Source organism: Leptobacterium meishanense (assembly GCF_037645805.1).
GTDB classification, from domain to species: Bacteria; Bacteroidota; Bacteroidia; order Flavobacteriales; family Flavobacteriaceae; genus Leptobacterium_A; species Leptobacterium_A meishanense.
In genome coordinates this window covers 77063-100606 of sequence record NZ_JBBEXE010000008.1, presented here as the reverse complement: position 1 = coordinate 100606, position 23544 = coordinate 77063, and the positions used below count along the sequence as shown (strand labels likewise).

The window sequence follows — 23544 nt, the reverse complement described above, 5'->3', positions numbered from 1 at the left end:
ACAATTACAATTAAATTAATTAAAAATGATGAAAACTAATAAACTATTTTTAGGAGTACTGATAGCTATAACATTGGTATTCCAAGCATGTACACAAAATGACGATAGTATTGGAGATATTATTATTGAAGGCGATACTATCAACAATAATGCTCCCGATACTGGTGGTAATAATGGAAATGACCGCGTTGAGCTTATCGGTGACATTACTACTGACATGACATTAGATGCTGATATCACTTATGAATTAAGAGGAGGTGTCTTCATTAACGATGGGGTAACTTTAACCATCCCTGCTGGAACACGCATTGAGGCCGGAAGTGAAAATGGGGTGTTTTCTTTCTTAGCGATCCGTCAAGGAGGCACTATTGATGCACAAGGAACTGCTAATAACCCAATCGTATTTACTTCCAATCAGTCTACACCAAACCCTGGCGACTGGGGAGGCTTGGTAATTGCCGGTAGAGCACCTATAAACAGAGGAACTACAGCAACTGCAGAAGTAGCAGGGCTTACTTACGGAGGAAGTGATGCCAATGACAACTCAGGAACTTTACGTTATGTGCGTTTAGAATATACCGGTGGTAAAATTAATGCAGAATCTGAATTCAACGGCCTTTCGCTATACGGTGTAGGAGATGCTACTACTATTGAATTTGTACAAGTATTCCAGGGGTTAGATGACGGATTCGAATTCTTTGGAGGTACTGTAAATGCAAAATATCTAGTATCTACAGGTGCACAAGATGATTCTTTTGACTGGACTGACGGATGGGTTGGTAATGGTCAATTTTGGATCGCACAGCAATCTTCCGTAGATGGTGATAAAGGTATTGAAGCAGACAACTTGTCTTCTGATCCGGATGCCGCTCCTTTCTCAAACCCAACGATTTCAAACGTAACGTTAATAGGTGCTGATGATGGTGATGGTGAAAACAAAGGGATTGAATTCCGTGCAGGAACTAAAGTAACAGCATACAATGTAATCATCCAAGGGTTCCCCGGAAAAGGAATTGAAGTGGATGATGACCAAACACTTATTAACCATAACAATGGTGAAGTTTCTGTGTCTTTCTCTATCATCAATAATGTAAGCTCTTTTGATTTAGATCATGGAGGTACTGCTACTATCGATTTAAATGATTTTGCTACCTTCTATAACTATACATTAGATGGCTCAGGAGTGCCATTTAATACTGCAGGTACAGACATCCCTGCTGGTTTCTCAGTAAGCGGGTTTAGAGGAACCTATCAGTATACAAATGCTACGGATGGTGTAAATAATTTTGATCCTGCTACCTTAGGAGGCTTCTTTACTTCTGCTCCATATGCAGGTGCACTAACGGATACAGATACTTGGACAGACGGCTGGGTAAGATTATAATTAAGTACTGTTAAAATATATAAATAAAAAGTACCGCTCTACTGGCGGTACTTTTTTCATATATTTAACATTCAATCAGTTAAAAGTCAAAATTTTAATAAAGTTTTAGAAACGTACATACTCAAAATTTATTATATTTGTTTATAACTTAACACCAATAAATAGATTTTGAACCATGAAAAAACATTACGTGCTGACTTTTATTGCCCTATTAGTCATGCAACTGTCCCCGGGACAGCCCGATCTTTATGAAAACCCGACCAACTCTGCTTCATTAACTTCTGAAGTAATTCAACAGCCTAATATTGAAGGTTTTAAAATGTACCCAAACCCTGTTACCAGTGGGTATTTAACAATTATAACTAAAAAGAATTTTGCAAAAGACATTTCAATTTATGATGTGTTAGGAAAACAAGTCCTAAAAACACAATTAACTAATAACAATACATTAAATTTAGCTGAATTAAGTTCCGGAGTATATCTTCTAAAAGTAACCGAAGAAAATACCACGATCACTCGGAAACTTGTAATACGATAAAGAAACCCTAAAAATTATAAAAGCCCTTCTTTTTAGTAGAGAAGGGCTTTTTTATTTTATCTACATTTGTCTTATAATTTCTTTCAATGGATAGTGCTTCTATTTTTAATATCGCTTCTAATGCTGAATTTGAAAATACAGCTCTTCAAATTTTTGATTACCAGTATAATAACAACAAGACATATAAAACCTTTTGTGATCATTTAAAAATAATCCCTTCCAAAATTTGTAAAAGTATCGAAATCCCTTGTTTGCCTATTCAGTTTTTCAAAACACATCAAATTATCTCAGGAAGTCAAAAAGCACAAAAAGTATTTACAAGCAGTAGCACCACCGGAGTTGAGCCTAGTAAACATTATGTCTACGATCTCAATATTTATAAAAAAAGCTTCTTAAAAAGTTTTAAATATTTTTATGGTGACCCAAGCGAATACATTATCCTGGCATTGCTCCCTTCTTATCTGGAAAGAGAAGGCTCATCACTCATTTACATGGTTACTGAGCTTATAAAAAAAACAAATAATCCCGAAAGCGGTTTCTACCTTCACAATACAAAAGAACTCTATGAAAAACTCCAATGGCTAGACACAACATGCAAAAAAGTAATGCTCATCGGCGTTTCTTTTGCATTGCTAGACTTTGTGGAAGCATTCCCTCCTCTTTCTTTAAAAAATACAATTGTTATGGAAACCGGTGGTATGAAAGGAAGGCGAAAAGAGCTTATCCGTAAAGAACTGCATACCATTCTTTGCAAGGGTTTTAGTGTTCCTTCCATTCATTCCGAATATGGCATGACCGAACTCCTTTCTCAAGCCTATTCAAAAGAAAATGGAATCTATAAATGCCCTCCATGGATGAAAGTTTTCACACGTGATACGGAAGATGCCCTGTCGCTTCAACAACCGGAAAAAACCGGGGGGATCAATATCATTGACCTTGCCAATGTAAACTCCTGCTCATTTATTGCTACGCAAGACTTAGGAAAAATCTACTCCAACGGAAACTTTGAAGTATTGGGCCGTTTTGACCATTCCGATATAAGGGGATGTAATTTGATGGCGATATAATCCATAATTAAGCAAATGTAATTACCACTCATCTATTCCGACATAAAATAGTAACTTACAAGACTACTAACATATACTTTTTCTAAATGTCAAAGAAGCTGATTGAAATTGCAAAAATAAGTTCACTAAAAGAAAAAAACCCTGCGTATGCTTTGGTAAAGAATACCGATTTAGTCATTATAAAGCATGAAAAAGGGATATCTGTACTCTACGGGCGATGCCATCACAGAGGCGCTTTACTTGCTGATGGCCATATCGATGGACAAAACCTCATTTGTGGGGTCCATGGATGGGATTACCGGTATGATACAGGGATCAGCGAATATAACAATGATGAACAACTTCATAAATTTAAAGAATACATAGAAGGTGGTTCCCTCTTGATTGATGAAAATGAAATTACGGAATTTGAAAAATCACATCCCCAGCCTTTTAATAGAAATGATTATTTGGGAACCTATGCCGACACACATCCTGAAGACACTGAACCTTACACCGGGTATATTAAAGAATTGGCCAAAAACGGCTTGAAAAATATTGGTCACCATGGATTTTCAGCTTCAATGGGAGTGGACAGAAACACTCTTCCCCAATGGAACGACATCCAATTTTTACCTGCACAATTGGCTTCAAGGCCATTGTTGGATGAAGAGGCGGTTGCCACTAAGGTTGCTATTGGTCCAAGAGCTAAAAAACCACTTATTTTAGACATCCCTCTTTTTGTCTCAGACATGAGTTTTGGTGCACTTTCCAGAGAGGCCAAAATAGCGCTTTCAAAAGGGGCTGAAATGGCCGGAACGGGCATTTGTTCCGGAGAAGGGGGCATGCTCCCGGAAGAGCAGCAAAACAACTCAAAATACTTTTATGAGTTGGCGTCTGCTCAATTTGGGTTTTCATGGGATAAGCTCGATAACGTACAAGCATTTCATTTTAAGGGAGGACAAGGGGCCAAAACAGGTACTGGTGGGCATTTGCCAGGAAACAAAGTAAGTGAGGAAATTGCACGGGTAAGAGGGTTGAAAAAAGGAGAAACAGCTATTTCACCGGCAACTTTTCCTGATTTTCATGGTGTGGAAGATTTTAAAGCATTTGCAGAAAAAGTACGAGAACGAACCGGAGGTATCCCTATTGGTTTTAAGATAGCAGCAAGCCACATAGAAAAAGATATTCAATTTGCCCTAGATGTGGGTGTAGATTACATCATCCTTGATGGACGAGGCGGAGGTACAGGTTCTGCGCCCACTATCTTAAGAGATAATATTAATATCCCTACCATTCCTGCTTTGGTAAGAACTCGAAAATATTTGGATGAACAAAAGGCTACAGATATTACACTTGTTATTACCGGAGGGCTCCGGATTGCAGAAGATTTTACAAAAGCACTTATGTTAGGGGCAGATGCTATTGCTGTTTCTAATTCCGCATTACAGGCCATCGGTTGTTTGGGTATGCGGGCTTGTGGCACGAACAATTGTCCTGTAGGTATTGCTACTCAAAAAGAGTCCTTGCGGACTAGGCTTATTATCGAATCTTCTGCAAAACAACTTTATAATTATTTTAATGCCACAAATGACCTTATTAAGGTTATTGCCCGGGCTTGCGGGCATAATACTATTTCAAAGTTTAGTAGAGAAGACCTCTCCACCTTCAACTATGACATGCACCGTTTAACCGGAATTTCGTATGCTGGTATCGTTAATCACTAATAAAAATCCATATGGATAACTGGTACGTCCCCATCACCATATTACCCGGAATAGCCCTCCTCATATTATCAACGTCCAACATGTTGATAGCACTCAGTAATGAAATCTCCAAACTTATTAAGGAGAATACCAACCCTGACCTGACAGCTAAAAAACTAAAGCAATTAAGCTTATTGACCAAGGCCATGGTAGGGTTATACCTTGCTGCGGGGACTATGGTCATTGCAGGGATTACGGCCGGGATCCGAAACTATATCACACTTATAAAAGGGGTAGCAACTATTTTTATGCTGGCAGGGACCATTAGCCTATTCATATCCATCGGTTTGCTGATCACTTTTTCTATCCATGCAGTACGGATACGGCATGATCAATTTGATAATATCCCTCACTAACCCTTTTTAGGAAGCAGCGAGAATAAAGTAATTTTTCTTTCCACGCTGTAACAGTATATATTTATCGTTTATAAGTTCAGATGAGGTAATGATATGCCCTTCTCGCACCTTTTCTTTATTTACAGAGATGGAATTCTCTTTTAATGCCCGCCTAGCTTCCCCATTTGATTTTAAAAACCCTGTCTTTTCTGCCAAGGCTGCAACAATGTCTATCCCTTCTTCAATCATTGCTTTCGATACCGTTGCTTGTGGTACTCCCTCAAAAACATCTAGAAAAGTTTGTTCATTTAAGCTTTTTAAGTCTTCCGATGTAGAATTTCCAAATAATATTTCGGATGCCTTTATAGCATTTTCAAGTTCTTCTTTAGAATGAACCATTACTGTAATTTCTTCTGCTAAACGCTTTTGTAAGGATCTTTGGTGAGGGGCTTCTTTATGTGATGTGACCAATTCTTCTATTTCTTCTTTTGTTAAAAAAGTAAATATTTTTATGTATTTCTCCGCATCTTCATCAGAAACATTTAACCAATATTGATAGAATTTATAAGGTGATGTCCTCTCAGGGCTTAACCATACATTGCCCCCTTCTGTTTTTCCAAATTTGGTGCCATCTGCCTTGGTGATTAATGGGCAGGTAAGTGCATACGCCTTTCCATTTGCAATTCTCCGAATGAGTTCAGTTCCTGTGGTAATGTTTCCCCATTGGTCACTCCCGCCCATTTGAAATGAGCATCCCCCTTCTCTGTATAAGTGTAAAAAATCATACCCTTGAACGAGTTGATAGCTAAACTCAGTAAATGACATCCCTTCGGCATCATCAGAAGATAAGCGTTTTTTAACGGAGTCTTTTGCCATCATGTAATTAACGGTAATATGCTTGCCCACATCCCTGATAAATGAAAGAAAGGAAATATCTTTCATCCAGTCATAGTTATTTACCAGTTTTGCCGCATTGGAAGCTTCCGAATCAAAATCAAGAAACTTGGCCAATTGTTTTTTAATAGCTTCTTGGTTATGGCGGAGGGCTGCCTCATCCAATAAATTCCGTTCATTTGATTTTCCTGACGGATCACCGATCATTCCCGTAGCACCACCAACCAATGCATAAGGTTTGTGCCCACACAACTGAAAATGTCGCAACATCATTACGCCTACTAAATGTCCGATATGAAGGGAATCGGCCGTAGGGTCAATCCCCACATAAGCAGCTCTCATTCCTTCCAATAAGTGTTCTTCCGTTCCGGGCATGACATCATGTATCATCCCTCTCCAGCGCAGTTCCTCAACAAAATTCTTTGGCATCTTAGTTTTATTTATAATGATCAAACGCAAAGATAATGGGATTGCTAAAAAAGAAGAAGAATAAAAAGAAAAAGAGTGGATACATATAACGAATTGCTATTTTTTGTTTAACCTTCACAATTTCAAGAAATCTGTGAGATCCACTTAGGTTCGCTTATTTATTTTTATCTGATTGCTTTTAACCCTAATTTAGCAGTATGGTATTAGTAACTGGAGGAACAGGCTTGGTAGGTGCTCATTTATTGTACAAACTCACTGCTGATGGACAATATGTGAGGGCTATTCATAGAAAAGATAGTGATTTAAATACTGTAAAGCTTATTTTTGCTTTCTTCACAGAAGATGTAGAAAAGCTTTTTTCAAAAATCGAATGGGTAGAAGCTGATATTAATGACCTTCCTAAACTTACTAAGGCATTTAAGAATATTACATACGTTTATCATACAGCAGCATTGATTTCATTTGATCCAAAAGATTATTTCAAAATGCGTAAGGTAAACATAGAAGGTACCTCCAATATTGTCAACCTATGTATCGCCAATAATATAAAAAAACTATGTTATACAAGCTCTATCGCTGCGCTTGGCAAAACCCTTGACAAAAAACCAATCACTGAAAAGACCCCTTGGAACCCAGAAGCAAAAAACAATGCATATGCAATCTCTAAACACGGGGCTGAAATGGAGGTATGGCGTGCTTCTCAAGAAGGAATAGATGTGGTAATTGTGAATCCCGGGATAATTCTTGGAGCCGGATCCTGGAATAAAGGAAGTGGTAAAATCTTCAAGCGAATTCATAACGGAATGAAATTTTATACTACCGGTATCACCGGATTTGTAGATGTTGAAGATGTGGTTATTGCCATGGTTACATTGATGAAAAGTGCTATAAAGAACGACCGATTTATTCTTGTGAGTGAAAATTGGAGTTTTAAAAAGTTATTTACAACAATTGCTGAAAAATTTGGGAAAGTCCCTCCATATAAAAAGGCTCCATTTTTTATATTATATGTTTTGTGTTATATAGATTGGCTGAAAAGTTTTTTTACAGGATCCAAACGGACCTTTACAAAGGCTTCTGTACATGCAGCATTCAGAAGCAATTATTATAGCAGTGAAAAAATAAAGAAGGCAATAGAGTTTGATTTCAAACCTCTTTCAAAAACAATTGAAATTATTTGTAGCAGATATTAATTCAATTTTTAATCAATTTAATACTGTCCCTCACTATTTTTTGAGTCGAGTCTTTTAGTTTGCGCCGTTCTTCTTCCGCTTTTTTTAATACATCATTGTATTTATTCAAGCGTTCTTCTACTTTTTTATAAATTCCCAAATGTATTTCCGGCTCCGATGCATAATAGATGCTGCTATTAGCAAACCGGGTGCTATCAATATGATAACGTTCATAGATAAACGTCTCCAATTTCACATTCCCTTCTTCCAACTTCGCAATACTAATTCCTTTTGCTGCATTAAAAATGGCTAAATCGTATATGATTTCAACCATTTTATCTTCACTAATGAGGTCTTCAGGTTTCTCTACCACCTCTTCTTTACATGAAATTATTACTGTAATACACAATAAACTATATACCAAGTTTTTCATTATCGGTTAAATTCAAGCCGTTTTGCGTTTTTGATCTCAGAAAATGTTCCATTTTCATATGCCAGGTTTCCATTCACAAATGTATGAGTAATTTTTGAGGTGAATGTAGCCTCTTCAAAGGGCGACCAACCACATTTGTACAAAATGTTCTCTTCAGATACTGTCCAAGGAGCATTTAAATCTACCAACACCATATCTGCATAATACCCTTCCCTTATATATCCCCTATTTTTTATTTGAAACAAGATAGCTGGATTATGGCACATCTTTTCTACAATCTTCTCTAATGTTATTTTACCTTCTTTATGTTTCTCCAACATAGCAGGAAACGCATGTTGTACTAAAGGCCCTCCTGAGGGTGCTGAAGTATATGGTTGTTGTTTTTCTTCAAGTGTATGCGGGGCATGGTCTGTAGCAATAATATCAATACGGTCATCCAACAAGGCATCCCACAATGCTGTTCTATCTGTCACTTTTTTAACTGCAGGGTTCCACTTTATAAGTGTTCCTTTTGTTTCATAATCATCCTCTGTAAACCAAAGATGGTGAATACAGGCTTCTGCAGTGATCTTTTTTTCTTTTAATGGAATATCATTTCGAAAAAGATGGGTTTCCTTTTCCGTTGATACGTGAAATACATGCAATCGTGCCCCGGTCCTTTTTGCTAGTGCAATTGCTCTTGAAGATGATAAATAACATGCTTCCTCACTTCGTATTATCGGATGGTATTTTATAGGGATGTTATCACCGTATATAGCTTCATATTTCTCCAAATTTGTTCTTATGGTACTTTCATCTTCACAATGTGCAGAGATGACCATTTCTGTATTTGAAAATATCTTTTCTAAGACTGATTCATCATCTACTAACATATTTCCGGTAGATGAACCTAAAAACAATTTTACTCCTGCACAAGATTTTTTTGGAAGTTTTTTTAGTTCCTCTAAATTATCATTAGTTCCTCCGAACATGAATGAGTAGTTAGCGTACGACGTATTAGCAGCTATGGCAAACTTTTCTTCTAATTTTTCTATGGTAGTTGTTTGCGGAACAGTATTGGGTTGTTCCATAAATGTAGTTATGCCCCCTGCAATAGCCGCTTTGCTTTCCGTAGCAATGGTCGCTTTGTGGGTAAGCCCCGGTTCACGAAAATGTACTTGATCGTCTATAATTCCAGGTAAAAGGAACTTCCCTCCTGCATCAATTACCTTCATTGTATGGTCTGCGGATATACTTTTATCTACTTTACTAATATATTCTCCTTCTATTAACACATCCCCATTAAAAGTAATCCCTTCATTTATAATATGAGCATTCTTTATTAGTATTTTATTCATGAATAATATGCTTTTTTATTGAAAATACTTTTTAGTTTCATTCCTAATACGCCAAAAATAGCTTCATTTATAATCTTCCCATTCATTTTAGAAGTGCCTCTGACCCTATCTCTAAAAATGATAGGCACCTCTACAATTTTAAACTTTTTGAGATGCGCCCTGAACTTCATTTCTATTTGAAACGCATATCCTATAAATTGAATTTTATCAAGATCTATCGCTTCTACTACGGCCCGCTTATAGCAAATAAACCCAGCAGTAGGGTCATGCACTTTCATTCCGGTAATTAGTTTTACATAGAAAGATGCCCCATACGATAACAATATACGGTGCAAAGGCCAATTAACCACATTAACCCCTTTTACATAACGGGAACCTATAGCTACATCTGCACCATTTTCATGACATGCTTTGTAAAGGCGTATTAAATCTTGTGGGTTGTGGGAAAAATCAGCATCCATTTCAAAAATATAGTGATACGCCTGCTTTAGAGCCCATTTAAATCCATGTATGTAGGCAGTCCCCAAACCCGATTTGTTCTTTCTTTCTTCAAGAAACAAACGCTCCGGAAACTCTTTTTGCATTTTTTTCACTTGATTAGCTGTCCCATCAGGGGAACTGTCATCGACAACTAACACATGAAATGGTTTTTCTGACTGAAAAACAGCTTTTATAATGCCTTCAATGTTCTCAATTTCATTGTATGTCGGAATAATTACCAGGCTATCCGAATGCATGTGCAATAATTAAGTTGTCTACAAAAATAAGCTATTAAAGTGCTTTTGCTAATAAATGATCGATTTAATAAGAAATTAACGCTGATGATTTCCTGATTATAAATAAGTATTTTTGCTGAAATGCAATTCATATTATGTATAAAAATCAAAAGCCAGTACATTTTTTTTATAGTTTTATTTTTGTTTTAACTATTGTTAATCTGGTTCAAGGTTATGCTACCGAATTAATTCTTGATGAGTCTTATTATTGGTATTTTTCCCAGCATTTAAGCTGGGGTTATTTTGATCATCCACCAATGGTGGCTCTTCTTGTAAAAATTGGCAGTGTTCTTTTTAAAGGAGAGCTGGGGATTCGTTTCTTTGCCAGTTTTTTGTTTTCAGGAACAATCATATTGCTTTGGAAATTAATTGATGACCCTTCTAAGTACAAACATATTATCCTTTTTTGTCTTCTTACCGGTTCTGTTGCACTTTTTAATGTGTATGGTTTTTTCATGCTCCCTGATACCCCTCTATTTTTCTTTGCAGCACTTTTTTTATGGGGTTACAAACAATTTTTGCACAGACAGAATTGGTGGGTTGTTATTATCTTAAGTATCAGTATGGCAGGGATGATGTATAGTAAATATCACGCAGCGCTTTTTATTATACTCATTATTTTATCAAACTTTAAAATACTTCTCAAACGGAAATTCTGGGCTGCCATCCTATTGGCTATCTTATTGTACGCACCACATCTAAACTGGCTTTATGAAACAGATTTTGTTTCTTTACGGTATCACCTTGTAGATCGTGCTGATAGTCAATATAAATTAAATTTTACATTAGACTACCTAGCTAGCTTTTTTGGTATCATGGGAGTAGCCTTTCCATTGATCTATTGGGCTTTTCTTAAACACAAAACACAAAACTCTTTTGACAATGCATTAAAATATCTTGTTTATGGTGTTTTTATATTCTTTTTATTTTCCTCTTTTAATAGAAGGACACAAGCACAATGGCCGGTATTAGTAAGTATTCCTCTTATTATCATTGCCTTTTCATATGCAATACATCATAAAAAGTTTAAGAAATGGTTGGTTATAACAAGTAGTATTTCCTTAATAGCAATATTATTTTTACGTTTTGCCTTAGTATATGAACAAGTTTCTCCTATTACTTATGAAACTCATGGAAATAAAAAATGGGTAAAAGAGCTGTACCAACAAACAAAGGGGCTCCCTGTAGTATTTAAAAATTCTTATAGTGATGCAACTATGTACAGTTTCTATTCAGGAGTTGATATATTCTCATTTAATGGAATTCATTTTAGAGAAAATCAATTTGATATAGATAGTTCTGAATACAAGTTTCAACATAAAAAAGTAGCTTTTTTATCCTATTCTAAAGACGCTGATTCAGTAATAAAAGTGATAAGAAATTACAAAGAGCGTAAATGGAAAGGAGTTTTTATAGATGATTTCATTTCATGGCGAAAATTGAAAGCACAATTAAAGGAAAACGATTTTAAAAACTATAAAGATTCCATATCATTTACCATCAATAACCCATACAATGAAGACATTGCATTTGAATACTTAAAGTTCTATGGTTTGACATTGAATGATAAAAAGAGGCGAGTAGATACTCTTGCGATAGATCTTTCAAAAAAGCATTCATCCGGCTTTATTCCGGCTAAAAGTATTGTAAAAGTAAAAGCCAAGTTGAAAGAGCTGGGGAAATTGGAAGGAGAGCCATTTTTCAGGATAACGATCTCAGAAAATAATATGCCTTTCGGGTTTCAGGGGAATATCATTAATATAGAAACGCTCCGTGGAAATAATTAACAGGCATATCGAATATTATACCTTAGAAACATCCCTCCTGCTTTTGTGCGGTGCATTAATTGTTATCTCTAAAATTTTATTTGAAGAACGTTTTCAGACATTTATTACACTTTTATTTTCTAATAAATACTTCAAAGTATACGGGAAAGAGGTTAATTTAAATTTTAGCCTATTTAATGTTCTGTTGTTCATTGTTCAGATTATTATTTATGGTTTTTTAGCACAATTTGTTTTTGATTATTATAAACTCCCTGTTTCATATCCTCTTTTTACCATCATCGCTTCTCTAGGTCTTTTTGTCTTATTTAAGTACTATTTTGAGAAATTGATTGCTACTATAGTCATGGCCGAAGCTTTTTCCGAGCAGTATAACTTCCATAAAGTAAGCTACAGAAGCTTCATTGCAATTATTATATTTCCTCTTATCGCGCTTTATATTTATAGCCCTTTAAATAGCCCTGTACTTCTGTGGACAGTCATTTTCATATTTCTGACATTAAATTTTATTGCTTTTATTCTCACAATCTTAAACCACCAAAAAATAATACTTCCTAGATTGTTCTATTTTATTTTGTACCTTTGCGCTCTCGAAATAGCACCTTATGTAATTGCTATTAAATTGGTGTTTTATAACAACGGATTAAGCTAATATAGTTTATATGAAAGTGAAGACAATTTTGGTTTCTCAACCAGAACCTAAAACAGAAAATTCACCATACCTTCAACTTATAGAAAAACAAAAAGTGAAAATTGATTTCAGACCATTCATTCATGTTGAAGGAGTAGATGCTAAGGATGTAAGACAACAAAAAATAGATTTGTCTAAATTTACTGCTATTATCCTAACCAGTAGAAATGCCGTCGATCATTATTTTAGGGTGGCTGAAGAAATGCGGTTTAAAGTACCTGACAGCATGAAATACTTCTGTCAATCAGAAGCTGTTGCTTACTATCTCCAAAAATATGTTGTTTATAGAAAACGGAAGATATATGTCGGTAAAATGGCTTTTCAGGATATGGTTCCGTTAATCAAAAAGTATAAAGATGAAAGGTTCCTTTTGCCTTCCTCGGATGTTTTAAAAGATGCTGTTCCCGAAATTTTAGATACATTAAATATTGATTGGAAAAGAGCTGTCTTATACAAAACAGTGATCAGTGACCTTTCTGACCTAAAAAATGTTTTTTATGATGTATTAGTCTTTTTTAGTCCCTCAGGAATTGAGTCTTTATTTAAAAACTTCCCTGATTTTAAACAAAATAACACCCGTATTGCTGTTTTCGGAAATTCTACTGTACGGGCAGCCAAAGATGCCAATCTCCGTATTGATATAGAAGCCCCTACTCCGGAAACGCCTTCTATGACAATGGCATTGGAAAAATATATAAGTAAAACAAACAAGAAATAAAAAAACCTCCTTTAAAAGGAGGTTTTTTGTTTTGAAACATTTCTCAATTATTCAGGTGCGCCGCTAAGAATTTCTTCGTTGGCATAGCTTTTATATTTTTCAAAGTTATTCTTAAACGATGTCGCGAGCTTATTTATTGTCATATCATATTTTTCTTTGTTTTCCCACGTGTCACGGGGGTTAAGTACTTCTGATGGCACATTTGGACATTCTTTGGGGATTGCAAGCTTAAAAACGGAATGTGTTTCATAAACTACATTACTCAATTCATGATTAAGTGCAGCCTTGATCATTGCTCTTGTATATTTTAATTTCATCCTTGTTCCTGTTCCATATGGGCCTCCCGTCCACCCTGTATTAATCAACCATACATTGACTCCTGCTTCCGTCATTTTTTTGCTAAGCATTTCTGCATATTTTGTGGGGTGCAATGGCATAAATGGAGCTCCGAAACATGCTGAAAATGAAGGAACGGGCTCATCTATACCTTCCTCCGTACCTGCTACTTTTGCCGTGTAGCCTGATATAAAATGGTAAGCAGCCTGCCCAGGTGTAAGCTTAGAAATAGGAGGCAATACCCCAAAAGCATCTGCTGTCAAGAAAAATATATTTTTGGGATCCTTCCCTATAGACGGTTGTTGAATATTCTCTATATGGTAAATCGGATAACTCACCCTAGTATTTTGTGTAATGGAAGTATCCGCAAAATCCACGTTTCCTTCTTCATCCAATATCACGTTTTCAAGGATTGCTCCTTTTTTTATTGCATGATATATTTCAGGTTCGCTCTCTTCTGAAAGGTTAATGGCTTTTGCATAGCACCCCCCTTCAAAATTGAAGACTGCATTTTCATTCGTCCATCCATGCTCGTCATCTCCAATCAACTTACGATCAGGATCTGCAGAAAGCGTTGTTTTTCCCGTCCCGGAAAGTCCAAAGAAAATAGCTGTTTCACCATCTTCTCCAACATTGGCACTACAATGCATGGGCAACGTATTTTTATATACAGGAAGCATAAAATTGAGTGCTGAAAATATCCCTTTTTTAATTTCTCCGGTATAACCGGTACCCCCTATCAAAGCTATCTTTTTTGAAAAATTAAGAATGGCAAAGTTATGCTGACGGGTTCCATCTTCTTCAGGGTTTGCCATAAATCCCGGAGCATTCACTACTAACCATTCAGGCGAAAAATCTTCCAGTTCTTCTTGTTTCGGACGTAAAAACATATTATAAACGAACAAATTGCTCCAGGGATATTCATTCATTACACGGATGTTTGTCCTATAGTTCTCGTCTGCGCATGCATAGCAGTCACGTACAAAAACTTCTTTTCCTGATAAATAATCAACCACTTTTTCATATAACCTATCAAACTTATCAGGATCAAAAGGAATATTTATGCCTCCCCAATCTACCCTGCCAGCCGTAACCTCATCTTTAACAATAAAGCGGTCTTTTGGAGAACGCCCTGTAAACTCTCCTGTATTTACTGCAAGTGCCCCGGAAGAAGCTTCTACTCCCTGTTCTTTTGCTATTGTTATTTCATGCAGTTTATCTGGAGATAATTGATATCGCACTTTTGCTTTTGAAATACCATACTCATCTAATGAAATTGTTTTTGTGGAGACTGTATTATGTACCATTAATTTTTGGTTTTCTTATTGTGTTGTTTAATGGAGCAAAATTAAGAATTATATTATATTTCAAACGTTTGAGCTACAATTTTATTTGGTTTTCATCCTCATGAATTGATATCCCATTACCGCCCAACCTATTATGAGGAGTGTTCCTCCAACAGGGGTTACAAAACCTATTTTCTTAAAATCAAAAAAACTTGTAAGCTCATTTGTAGCCAATCCATAAATAGATCCTGAAAACAACAAAATCCCTCCTAAAAAAAGATAAAAAAGATATTTTTTCGTGCTTTCTTTAAACACCTTTATTATCCCAACAAACAATAGTACAAAAGCGTGATACATTTGATATTTAACCCCTGTCTCAAAAGTATCTAATGCAGCATCTGTAATATATCCTTTCAATCCATGTGCCCCAAAAGCACCTAGAACAACCCCAAAAAAACCTAATAAAGCTCCAACAAGCAATATCTTTTTGTTCATAACTATACGTTATAATTTTTTATAAATATAACATTTCGCTACATTCGTGTTATATTTCTTAATGCAAAGCTACGGAACAAAAACAGTTATGCGAAACATTCTTATTATTGGTGCAGGCAAGTCAACTTCTTATCTTATTAATTATTTAAAAAATAATGCTGAAAAGGAGAATTTACACATCATAATTGGTGATCTCCATCCGGAAACTATTAAAAAAAATATTGCTTCTCACAAAAACCTATCCATAATATCATTAGATGTTTTTAATGAAATTCAACGGCAGAATGCCATCAAAAAAAGTGATATTGTAATTTCTATGCTCCCTGCCAGAATGCATATAGAAGTAGCAAAAGACTGTATAAAGTTTAAAAAAAATATGGTAACTGCTTCCTATGTCAGCAGTGAGATGGAAATACTAAATGAAGAAGTTAAAGAAAAAGGGCTTGTTTTCATGAATGAAGTAGGCGTTGATCCGGGAATTGACCACATGAGTGCCTTGAAAGTGATTGACCGGATACGGGAACGTGGAGGAAAAATGTTGTTGTTCGAATCTTTTACAGGTGGTCTCATCGCTCCGGAAAGTGACACCAATCGCTGGAATTATAAGTTTACCTGGAACCCGCGCAATGTGGTATTGGCCGGACAAGGAGGTGCTGCAAAATTTATCCAGGAAGGCACATATAAATACATCCCATACCATCGCTTGTTCCGTCGAACTGAATTCTTGGATATTGATGAACATGGAAAATTTGAGGCCTATGCAAACCGGGATTCATTAAAATACAGAAGTACTTATGGATTAGACGATGTGCTGACACTATATCGGGGAACTATCAGACGTGTTGGGTTTTCCAAAGCATGGAATATGTTTGTTCAATTGGGAATGACAGATGACACCTATACTATGGAAGGGTCAGAACATATGAGCTATCGCGATTATGTAAATTCATTTTTACCTTATTCGTTGACCGATTCTGTGGAATTAAAAATGCGCCATTACCTTAAAATTGACCAAGATGACATCATGTGGCACAAGCTGGAAGAATTAAATTTATTCAATGCTGATAAAAAAGTAGGATTAAAAGACGCTACACCTGCACAAATCCTCCAAAGAATATTGGAAGACAGTTGGTCTCTTGAAGAGAATGACAAAGACATGATCGTTATGTACCACAAATTTGGTTACGAACTAGATGGAAAGAAGAAACAAATAGATGCCCATATGGTTGTTAAGGGCGAAAACCGTACCTATACAGCCATGGCAAAAACGGTAGGTTTACCTGTGGCAATAGCTACTATCAATATACTGAACAAAAAAATAAAAACTCCCGGCATACATATTCCCATTCATAAAGAAGTCTATAACCCTATCCTTGATGAGTTAGCGCAATATGGCATCTTATTCAAAGAAAAAGAAGTCCCGTATATTGGCTATAACCCTGAAAATATAACCTCATAAATTATAGTTTACATATATTTTTGATATATTTCGTTCTTATTTGAAACTTTAAAAATGAAAATCGATAACGAAATTGTATCTATTGACGGAATTGACAAAGAGATTCTTCGTTATTTGATGGAAGATGCCCGAAAACCCATTCTTGAAATCTCCCGAAAAATTGGGATTTCCGGAGCAGCCATTCATCAACGGTTGCGAAAATTAGAAAGCTCAGGACTCATTGCAGGATCAAAATTTATTGTAAACCCTAAAGTCTTAGGTTATTCTACGCTAGCGTTCGTAGGTGTTTTTTTAGATAAGGCCATGCGAAACCCGGAAGCCGTTAAACAGTTAAAACTGATCCCTGAGGTGATTGAATGTCATTATACCACCGGAAATTGGAGTATCTTCATTAAAATCTTGTGTAAAGACAACGAGCATCTAATGAACCTCCTCAATCATAAAATACAAGCTATAGAAGGTGTGTCAAGAACAGAAACCTTTATCTCGCTCAATCAACAAATAGATCGGCAAATTTCTATATAAAAATTGAGGCTGTCTAAAAAGGCATAAAAGTTTTAAATATATCATATTGAGCGCAGTCAAAATATCTGATTATCAAAAAGATAGAATTCTCGACTGCGCTCGAATTGACAAAAAAAGCACTTTTCAGACAGCCTCATATGACATATAGTTTTTGCTTAATCCCGGCTTCCCAATACCCGTAATGCGAAATACAAGAGTGTTGCCAACGATCCAATAGCTGCTACCACATACGTTCGGGCAGCCCATTTAAGAGAATCTTCAGCCCCTGCGTATTCCTGTTGGCTTACCATATTTTTAGCCTTCAACCATGCCAGTGCACGGTTACTGGCATCATATTCCACAGGAAGGGTGATAAAACTGAATAGTGTTCCAAAACCAAACAAAGCCACTCCTGCAAGTGCTATACTATATCCAAAACCTGAGGAAACCCCCAAGATAAAACCTCCAAAAATCAACCACGTTGACAATCCGGAAGCTACATTTACCACTGGCACCAGCTTTGAGCGCATTTGTAACCATTCATAACCTTTGGCATGTTGTACTGCGTGTCCACATTCATGTGCCGCCACCGCCGCCGCCGCTGCATTGCGTTGTGTATATACACTTTCACTTAGGTTTACTGTTTTCTTTCTCGGATCATAATGGTCTGTCAACATTCCGGGAGTAGAAACTACTTTTACATCATGAATACCATTATCTGCAAGCATTTTCTCTGCAATTTCTGCACCGCTCATTCCGTTCCGCAATTGTAGTTTGGAATATTTTCTGAACTTGCTTTTTAATTGTTGGCTTACTATCATACTCACCAACATAAAGCCACCAATTACTATCCAATAAAAAGGGTCAAGACCGTAATACATCGTTTTTCAATTTTTTATTTAAAGTTACAATATTCATAGCAAAAAGCGCTCCAATTTTAGCGTGGTTTTAACAATCGGATGTTTTGTCAGGTTTAGCATACAATAATGGCATTGGCCAGTACTATGTACAGTTTTTATTCCCTATTTATGATAAAACTCATCTTCATTTACCACAATTTTTGTTAGTTCAACCGTATGCCCATCAGGGTCTTTTGTGTAAATAGAGTGAAAATAATGATGGTCCTGAATATTAAAATCTAATTGCAATTCGGCGTATCGCTTTTTTGCTTTTTCAAAGTTTTTTTCTGTAACGTTGAATGCAAAGTGGTCAATTTTTACATTTTTTGAATTCGGGTCAAGTTCAGTATCATCGAGATTTGCCGGAAATAGAGCGATTCCGGATTTGCCCGAAAGCATAAAAATTGGCACCTCGCCCCATTCGGGAAGCTGGTATTTTTTTAAACTGAGAACTTTTTCATACCAATCCGCAGAAACATTCAAATCTTTTACCCGAATAGCTACATGATCTAAAAAGTTAATTGATATCCTATTGTCTTTAGCCTTCATTTTTTAAATGACAAACAACAATTATATGTTTGACCATATGCAATATACAAAGAAAGGCAATAAACGATGCTCTTGAAGGATTTTATGAAAATCAGCCCACGATATTGATAATCTTTCCGGGTACTACAATTACTTTTTTAGGTGTCCTGCCAGCCAGTTGCTGTTGGGTGCGTTCATCGGCCAAAATAATCTTTTCAATCTCTTCTTTTGACAGATCAAGCGAAAGCTCCGTCTTAAAACGTAATTTACCATTAAAGGATACCGGATATTCTTTGGTGCTTTCTACCAAATATTTTTCTTCATATTCCGGAAAAAGCGCAAAAGTAATCCCTCTTTTATGTCCGAGTTTCTCCCAAAGCTCCTCGGCAATATGTGGTGCATAAGGCGCCATGATAACTGCCAATGGCTCTAATATGACCCGGGAGTTACATCTTTGTGCAGTAAGCTCGTTTACAGCAATCATAAAGGAACTTACAGAAGTGTTAAAAGAGAAGTTCTCAATATCTTTCGTTACTTTTTTAATGGTCTTGTGCAAGGTCTTTAATGATTCTTTGGAAGGTGCTTCTTCTGAAACGTAAAAGGCTTCATCAGTTCCTGAATGGTATAATTTCCAGAGTTTTTTTAGGAAGGAATGCACTCCGGTAATCCCAGCCGTGTTCCATGGCTTGGCTTGCTCCAAAGGCCCTAAAAACATTTCGTACAAGCGTAGGGTATCTGCCCCATACTGCTCACAAATATCATCGGGGTTGACGACATTGTGTTTGGATTTGGACATTTTTTCAATCTCAATGTCTAATGATACTCTATCATTTTCTAATAACCCTTCTACCTTATTTAAAATATCTTTATCCCCTATTAACTTTGCTAAGTGTTCTTTATTTCCAAATTGCAAATTATTGAACTTTGCATATTTTTTTCTTAACCTCCCTATATTCTTTTCAGTAATATATATTTTAGCTCCATCCTTTCCTACTTCATCATAAGGAATCGTATCAATTTTAGACTCTCCAAAATCATAAATTTCATTGATTTTTATAGGGTAAAGTATCCAGTCTCTATATTGAGTAGGTTCTCCACCTTTATTAACAATATCTGGAGCACCTATATTTTGTCCGAAAGGATCTTTTCTTAATCCTTTTTTATGAATAAGATTCCATCCTATATTCTTATCTAAATATTTTGGTAATAACAGCCCTTTTGGACTTTCTCCCAAAATCATCCCTTGGTTAATCAATTTTTTAGCAAATTCATCCACAGGCACATAACCGCGGTCAAACAAAAACTTTTGCCAAAAACGCGCATATAACAAGTGCCCGGTAGCATGTTCACTACCTCCAATGTATAGATCTACATCTTTCCAATAATTTAAGGCTTCTTGCGAGGCAAATTCGTTCGGGTTTTTGGCATCCATATAGCGGTTAAAGTACCAGGAACTGCCTGCCCATCCGGGCATGGTGTTGAGTTCTAAGGGGTAGATGCCCTCCTTCCTTTCGACTGCCTGTCCGTCCGTCAGGCGGGCGCTCAGGGTGACACGATCATTGGCAACGACTTCGTTGTTCTTTGTGTTCCAAGCCCAAACGGTAGCGTTGCCCAGTGGTGGCTCCCCGGTTTCGGTGGGAAGGTATTTTTCTACTTCGGGGAGTTTTAATGGTAAATATTGTTCATCTATCATCTGTGGCAAACCGTTCACGTAATATACAGGGAAGGGTTCTCCCCAATACCGTTGCCGGCTAAACACGGCATCACGTAAACGGTAGTTTGTTTTGCCTTTGCCTTGCCCTATTTCTTCCAGTTTTTCAATCGCCTTTTTGGTCGCTTCCTTGTAATAGAGGCCATTCAGGAAATCGGAATTGGCAATAACGGTATTTTCTTTATCGGCAAACGCTTCTTTGGAAATATCTACACCTTCAAAAATATTCGGAATGTCAATCCCAAAATGTTTGGCAAAATCATAATCGCGTTGGTCGCCACAAGGCACGGCCATAACAGCTCCGGTTCCGTAACCTGCCAATACATAATCGCCTATCCAGATCGGTACTTTTTTTCCGGTAAACGGATGGATGGCATAGGCTCCGGTAAATTCGCCGGAAATAGTTTTCACATCGGCCATACGTTCACGCTCACTACGACGTGCCGTGGCTTCTATATAGGCTTGTACTTTTTCTTTTTGTTCGGGTGTCGTGATTTTTTCTACCAATTCATGTTCCGGTGCCAATGTCATAAAGCTCACGCCAAAAATGGTATCGGGACGGGTAGTGAAAACGTCTATATAATCATCATCTGATGTGTCAGCTACTTCAAAGCGAACACTCGCTCCTACCGATTTGCCTATCCAATTGCGTTGGCTTTCTTTTAAGGGTTCTGGCCAATCAATGGTATCCAATCCTTTTAATAATCGTTCGGCATAGGCAGAAATGCGCATGCTCCACTGGGTCATTTTTTTACGTACCACGGGATGTCCGCCACGTTCAGAAACGCCGTTTACAATCTCATCATTGGCCAATACAGTCCCCAATGCAGGACACCAGTTCACTTCGGTTTCCGCTAGATACGTAAGACGGTATTTTAAGAGTATTCTTTGCTGTTCTTCAGAGGAAAAGCGGTTCCATTCTTCGGCGGTAAAGGCCGCTATGCCTTCATCACAGGCGGCATTGACTTTGGCATTGCCTTCTTTTTCAAAAAGAGCAATCAATGTTGAAATATCCTCTGCTTTGTCGGTGTCCTTATTGTACCATGAATTAAATAATTGAATAAATATCCACTGGGTCCATTTGTAATACTCAGGGTCCGAAGTACGTACTTCTCGGCTCCAATCAAAAGAAAAGCCTATTTTATCGAGTTGTTCCCTGTATCGTTTTATGTTGGTTTCTGTTGTAATTGCAGGATGTTGCCCGGTTTGAATGGCATATTGTTCGGCAGGAAGTCCGAAAGAATCATATCCCATGGGATGCAAAACATTGTATCCCTGATGTCGCTTAAAGCGCGCATAAATATCGCTAGCGATATAGCCTAATGGATGGCCTACATGCAATCCTGCCCCGGATGGATATGGGAACATGTCCAGTACATAATATTTTGGTTTTTCAGAATTATTTTCTGCCTTGAAAGTTTCTTCTTTAGCCCATTTTTTTTGCCATTTGGCTTCAATTTCATTGAAATTGTACTTCACTTATCTAATTTTTAGTATAAAACCATTTACGCCATAATCGAACTAATAACTAGAAAAATCTATTTGTAAATACATAGATTTCTCGACTGCGCTCGAAATGACACTAAATTAATCTAGCGCAAAAATAGTGTTATTGTGTGAAATACTTATTGTTCGTTTAGTGGGAAGTCGAAATTATAAAATTCTTAGTTTTTACATCACTCTGATTTAACCAAGAGGCTAATTTTATTTGAAGGCTTGCTTACTATATACAACAATATGCATCTGATCTCCGTTCTGTTTAGGAAAGTGAATTTACTTTATTACTTTTACAAAAACAATTAGCCTTCTATTTTCATGAGTCGATCTTTTGAACGATATCAAAAACGGAAATTGATCTCTTCCTATTTTTCGGTAGTGTTGAGTATTGCCCTCGTCCTATTTCTTTTGGGGATTTTAGGACTATTGATTTTGAATACCAAAAAACTGGCCGACCATTTCAAGGAACAGGTTGCTATTACTATCTTTATAAAAGATGCTGCAAAAGAGGTAGAAATTGACCAGCTTCAGAAAAGTTTAACGTTGGCTGCTTATACCAAATCGGTTCAGTTTATTTCTAAAGAGAATGCGGCCGAAACACATAGTACAGAAATAGGAGAAAATTTCATGGATTTTCTGGGATATAACCCATTGCAGAATTCTATGGACGTACACCTAAAAGCTGATTATGTATCGTTAGATAGTTTAGATATTATTACTGCCGAGATTTCCAAGAAAGAATATATTTCCGAAGTATCGTATGACAAGCCATTAATTGCGTTGTTAAATGACAATGTGAAGCGGATAAGTCTATGGATATTGATTGCCAGTGGGGTGCTCACGTTAATTGCTGTATTACTGATCAATAGTTCTATACGGCTTTCTATCTACTCCAAACGATTTATTATAAAAACCATGCAAATGGTAGGGGCTACTAAAAGTTTTATACGAAAGCCTTTTATACTGAGGAGTGTACAACTGGGAATGGCAGGTGCATTATTGGCAATGGCAGGTGTGGCAGGAGGCCTTTATTATCTAGACCGTTATTTTCCTCAGTTAAACCTGTTTCAAGAACCCATATTGCTGGTCGGATTGTTTACAGGTATTTTTTTGCTAGGTATTATTATTACATGGATCAGCACCTTTTTTGCCACGCAACGGTTTTTGAATTTAAGGACTGATGATTTGTATTATTAGTGTACAGTTAGTTAATAGTGAAAAGTTGAAAGTTTAAACGTAAACACATGAAAAAAGATAAAATCCAAAAGAAAAACAAACCACCACAGCAGGAGTTTATCTTCCAGAAAAAAAACTATATCATTATGTTCATCGGATTAGCGTTTATTGCTATCGGGTTTATTTTAATGAGTGGTGGTGGTAGTGACGACCCTAATGTGTTTAATCCTGATATTTTCAGCTTCAGACGAATTCGTTTAGCACCTACCCTTGTATTAATTGGTTTTGCTATTGAAGTATATGCTATTCTTCTTGATCCCAATAAGAAAAAAGGCAACTAGCATGTTGTC

General features: G+C 36.6%; 22 protein-coding genes. 13 read left to right on the top strand and 9 right to left on the bottom strand.

The features are described 5' to 3' along the window. The first annotated feature begins 25 nt into the window (after nt 1-25). From WBG21_RS09640 to WBG21_RS09620, 5 genes are all read left to right on the top strand, one after another. Complete coding sequence (locus WBG21_RS09640; RefSeq protein WP_340077322.1) at nt 26-1384, top strand: multidrug transporter; 1359 nt, start codon at nt 26-28, stop codon at nt 1382-1384. 175 nt (nt 1385-1559) lie between these two features. After that, the gene (locus tag WBG21_RS09635; RefSeq protein WP_340077320.1) at nt 1560-1922 is read left to right on the top strand and encodes a T9SS type A sorting domain-containing protein; all 363 of its coding nucleotides are present in this window, start codon (nt 1560-1562) and stop codon (nt 1920-1922) included. An 86-nt stretch (nt 1923-2008) separates the two neighbouring features. After that, entirely contained in the window at nt 2009-2989 is a 981-nt protein-coding gene (locus WBG21_RS09630) for an acyl transferase (RefSeq protein ID WP_340077318.1), read from the top strand. Between the two features lie 86 nt (nt 2990-3075). After that, nucleotides 3076-4695 (top strand): glutamate synthase-related protein, encoded by a 1620-nt coding sequence (locus tag WBG21_RS09625; RefSeq protein ID WP_340077316.1) that lies wholly within the window; start codon nt 3076-3078, stop codon nt 4693-4695. Nucleotides 4696-4706: 11 nt separating this feature from the next. After that, nucleotides 4707-5090 carry a hypothetical protein gene (locus WBG21_RS09620; RefSeq protein ID WP_340077314.1) on the top strand — a complete coding sequence of 128 codons (384 nt, stop codon included), beginning with the start codon at nt 4707-4709 and terminating at the stop codon, nt 5088-5090. 6 nt (nt 5091-5096) lie between these two features. Here the strand turns inward: WBG21_RS09620 and tyrS are convergent, their stop codons facing one another. Continuing rightward, on the bottom strand, nt 5097-6392 hold the full coding sequence (tyrS, locus tag WBG21_RS09615) for a tyrosine--tRNA ligase (protein ID WP_340077312.1): 1296 nt from the start codon (nt 6390-6392) through the stop codon (nt 5097-5099). Nucleotides 6393-6589: 197 nt separating this feature from the next. Here tyrS and WBG21_RS09610 point away from each other — a divergent pair, with 197 nt between their 5' ends. After that, on the top strand, nt 6590-7585 hold the full coding sequence (locus WBG21_RS09610) for an NAD-dependent epimerase/dehydratase family protein (protein ID WP_340077310.1): 996 nt from the start codon (nt 6590-6592) through the stop codon (nt 7583-7585). A 1-nt stretch (nt 7586) separates the two neighbouring features. Here WBG21_RS09610 and WBG21_RS09605 read toward each other — a convergent pair whose 3' ends face one another. From WBG21_RS09605 to WBG21_RS09595, 3 genes are read right to left on the bottom strand one after another with little or no spacing between them, the layout of a single operon-like run. Next, nucleotides 7587-7997, bottom strand: coding sequence for a DUF4296 domain-containing protein (locus tag WBG21_RS09605; RefSeq protein WP_340077308.1), 411 nt, complete (start codon nt 7995-7997; stop codon nt 7587-7589). Beyond that, complete coding sequence (locus WBG21_RS09600; protein ID WP_340077306.1) at nt 7997-9334, bottom strand: dihydroorotase; 1338 nt, start codon at nt 9332-9334, stop codon at nt 7997-7999. Before WBG21_RS09600 ends, WBG21_RS09605 begins: the two co-directional genes overlap by 1 nt. Continuing rightward, complete coding sequence (locus WBG21_RS09595) at nt 9331-10071, bottom strand: polyprenol monophosphomannose synthase (protein ID WP_340077304.1); 741 nt, start codon at nt 10069-10071, stop codon at nt 9331-9333. The genes WBG21_RS09600 and WBG21_RS09595 overlap by 4 nt, the downstream gene beginning before the upstream one ends. A 134-nt stretch (nt 10072-10205) precedes the next feature. Between WBG21_RS09595 and WBG21_RS09590 the strand changes: the two genes are divergently transcribed. The 3 genes from WBG21_RS09590 to WBG21_RS09580 are packed head-to-tail and all read left to right on the top strand — an operon-like array spanning nt 10206 to nt 13303. After that, on the top strand, nt 10206-11897 hold the full coding sequence (locus WBG21_RS09590) for an ArnT family glycosyltransferase (RefSeq protein ID WP_340077302.1): 1692 nt from the start codon (nt 10206-10208) through the stop codon (nt 11895-11897). After that, entirely contained in the window at nt 11884-12546 is a 663-nt protein-coding gene (locus WBG21_RS09585) for a DUF4271 domain-containing protein (protein WP_340077300.1), read from the top strand. Before WBG21_RS09590 ends, WBG21_RS09585 begins: the two co-directional genes overlap by 14 nt. Nucleotides 12547-12556: 10 nt before the next feature. Continuing rightward, a complete protein-coding gene (locus WBG21_RS09580; RefSeq protein WP_340077298.1) occupies nt 12557-13303 on the top strand; it encodes a uroporphyrinogen-III synthase in 747 nt (248 codons plus the stop codon). A 47-nt stretch (nt 13304-13350) separates the two neighbouring features. On the opposite strand, the gene pckA is transcribed toward WBG21_RS09580, so the two are convergent. Together pckA and WBG21_RS09570 are read right to left on the bottom strand one after the other, a co-directional pair. Further along, nucleotides 13351-14946: a phosphoenolpyruvate carboxykinase (ATP) gene (gene pckA, locus WBG21_RS09575; RefSeq protein ID WP_340077296.1), complete on the bottom strand. Its 1596-nt coding sequence runs from the start codon at nt 14944-14946 to the stop codon at nt 13351-13353. Nucleotides 14947-15027: 81 nt separating this feature from the next. Next, nucleotides 15028-15420 (bottom strand): DUF423 domain-containing protein, encoded by a 393-nt coding sequence (locus tag WBG21_RS09570; protein ID WP_340077294.1) that lies wholly within the window; start codon nt 15418-15420, stop codon nt 15028-15030. 88 nt (nt 15421-15508) lie between these two features. Between WBG21_RS09570 and WBG21_RS09565 the strand changes: the two genes are divergently transcribed. Continuing rightward, a complete protein-coding gene (locus WBG21_RS09565) occupies nt 15509-16879 on the top strand; it encodes a saccharopine dehydrogenase family protein (protein ID WP_340077292.1) in 1371 nt (456 codons plus the stop codon). Between the two features lie 54 nt (nt 16880-16933). Further along, nucleotides 16934-17404, top strand: coding sequence for an Lrp/AsnC ligand binding domain-containing protein (locus WBG21_RS09560; protein WP_340077290.1), 471 nt, complete (start codon nt 16934-16936; stop codon nt 17402-17404). 155 nt (nt 17405-17559) lie between these two features. Here the strand turns inward: WBG21_RS09560 and WBG21_RS09555 are convergent, their stop codons facing one another. The 3 genes from WBG21_RS09555 to WBG21_RS09545 all read right to left on the bottom strand — a co-directional run bounded on the left by WBG21_RS09555 (nt 17560) and on the right by WBG21_RS09545 (nt 22000). Further along, nucleotides 17560-18264 carry a zinc metallopeptidase gene (locus WBG21_RS09555; RefSeq protein WP_340077288.1) on the bottom strand — a complete coding sequence of 235 codons (705 nt, stop codon included), beginning with the start codon at nt 18262-18264 and terminating at the stop codon, nt 17560-17562. A gap of 141 nt (nt 18265-18405) precedes the next feature. Then, nucleotides 18406-18831 (bottom strand): VOC family protein, encoded by a 426-nt coding sequence (locus WBG21_RS09550; protein WP_340077286.1) that lies wholly within the window; start codon nt 18829-18831, stop codon nt 18406-18408. Between the two features lie 91 nt (nt 18832-18922). Beyond that, the gene (locus WBG21_RS09545) at nt 18923-22000 is read right to left on the bottom strand and encodes a leucine--tRNA ligase (protein WP_340077284.1); all 3078 of its coding nucleotides are present in this window, start codon (nt 21998-22000) and stop codon (nt 18923-18925) included. A 336-nt stretch (nt 22001-22336) separates the two neighbouring features. On the opposite strand from WBG21_RS09545, the gene WBG21_RS09540 reads away from it, so the two are divergent. Continuing rightward, on the top strand, nt 22337-23215 hold the full coding sequence (locus WBG21_RS09540; RefSeq protein WP_340077282.1) for a cell division protein FtsX: 879 nt from the start codon (nt 22337-22339) through the stop codon (nt 23213-23215). Between the two features lie 47 nt (nt 23216-23262). After that, nucleotides 23263-23535 carry a DUF3098 domain-containing protein gene (locus tag WBG21_RS09535; protein ID WP_340077280.1) on the top strand — a complete coding sequence of 91 codons (273 nt, stop codon included), beginning with the start codon at nt 23263-23265 and terminating at the stop codon, nt 23533-23535. Nucleotides 23536-23544: the final 9 nt, after the last annotated feature.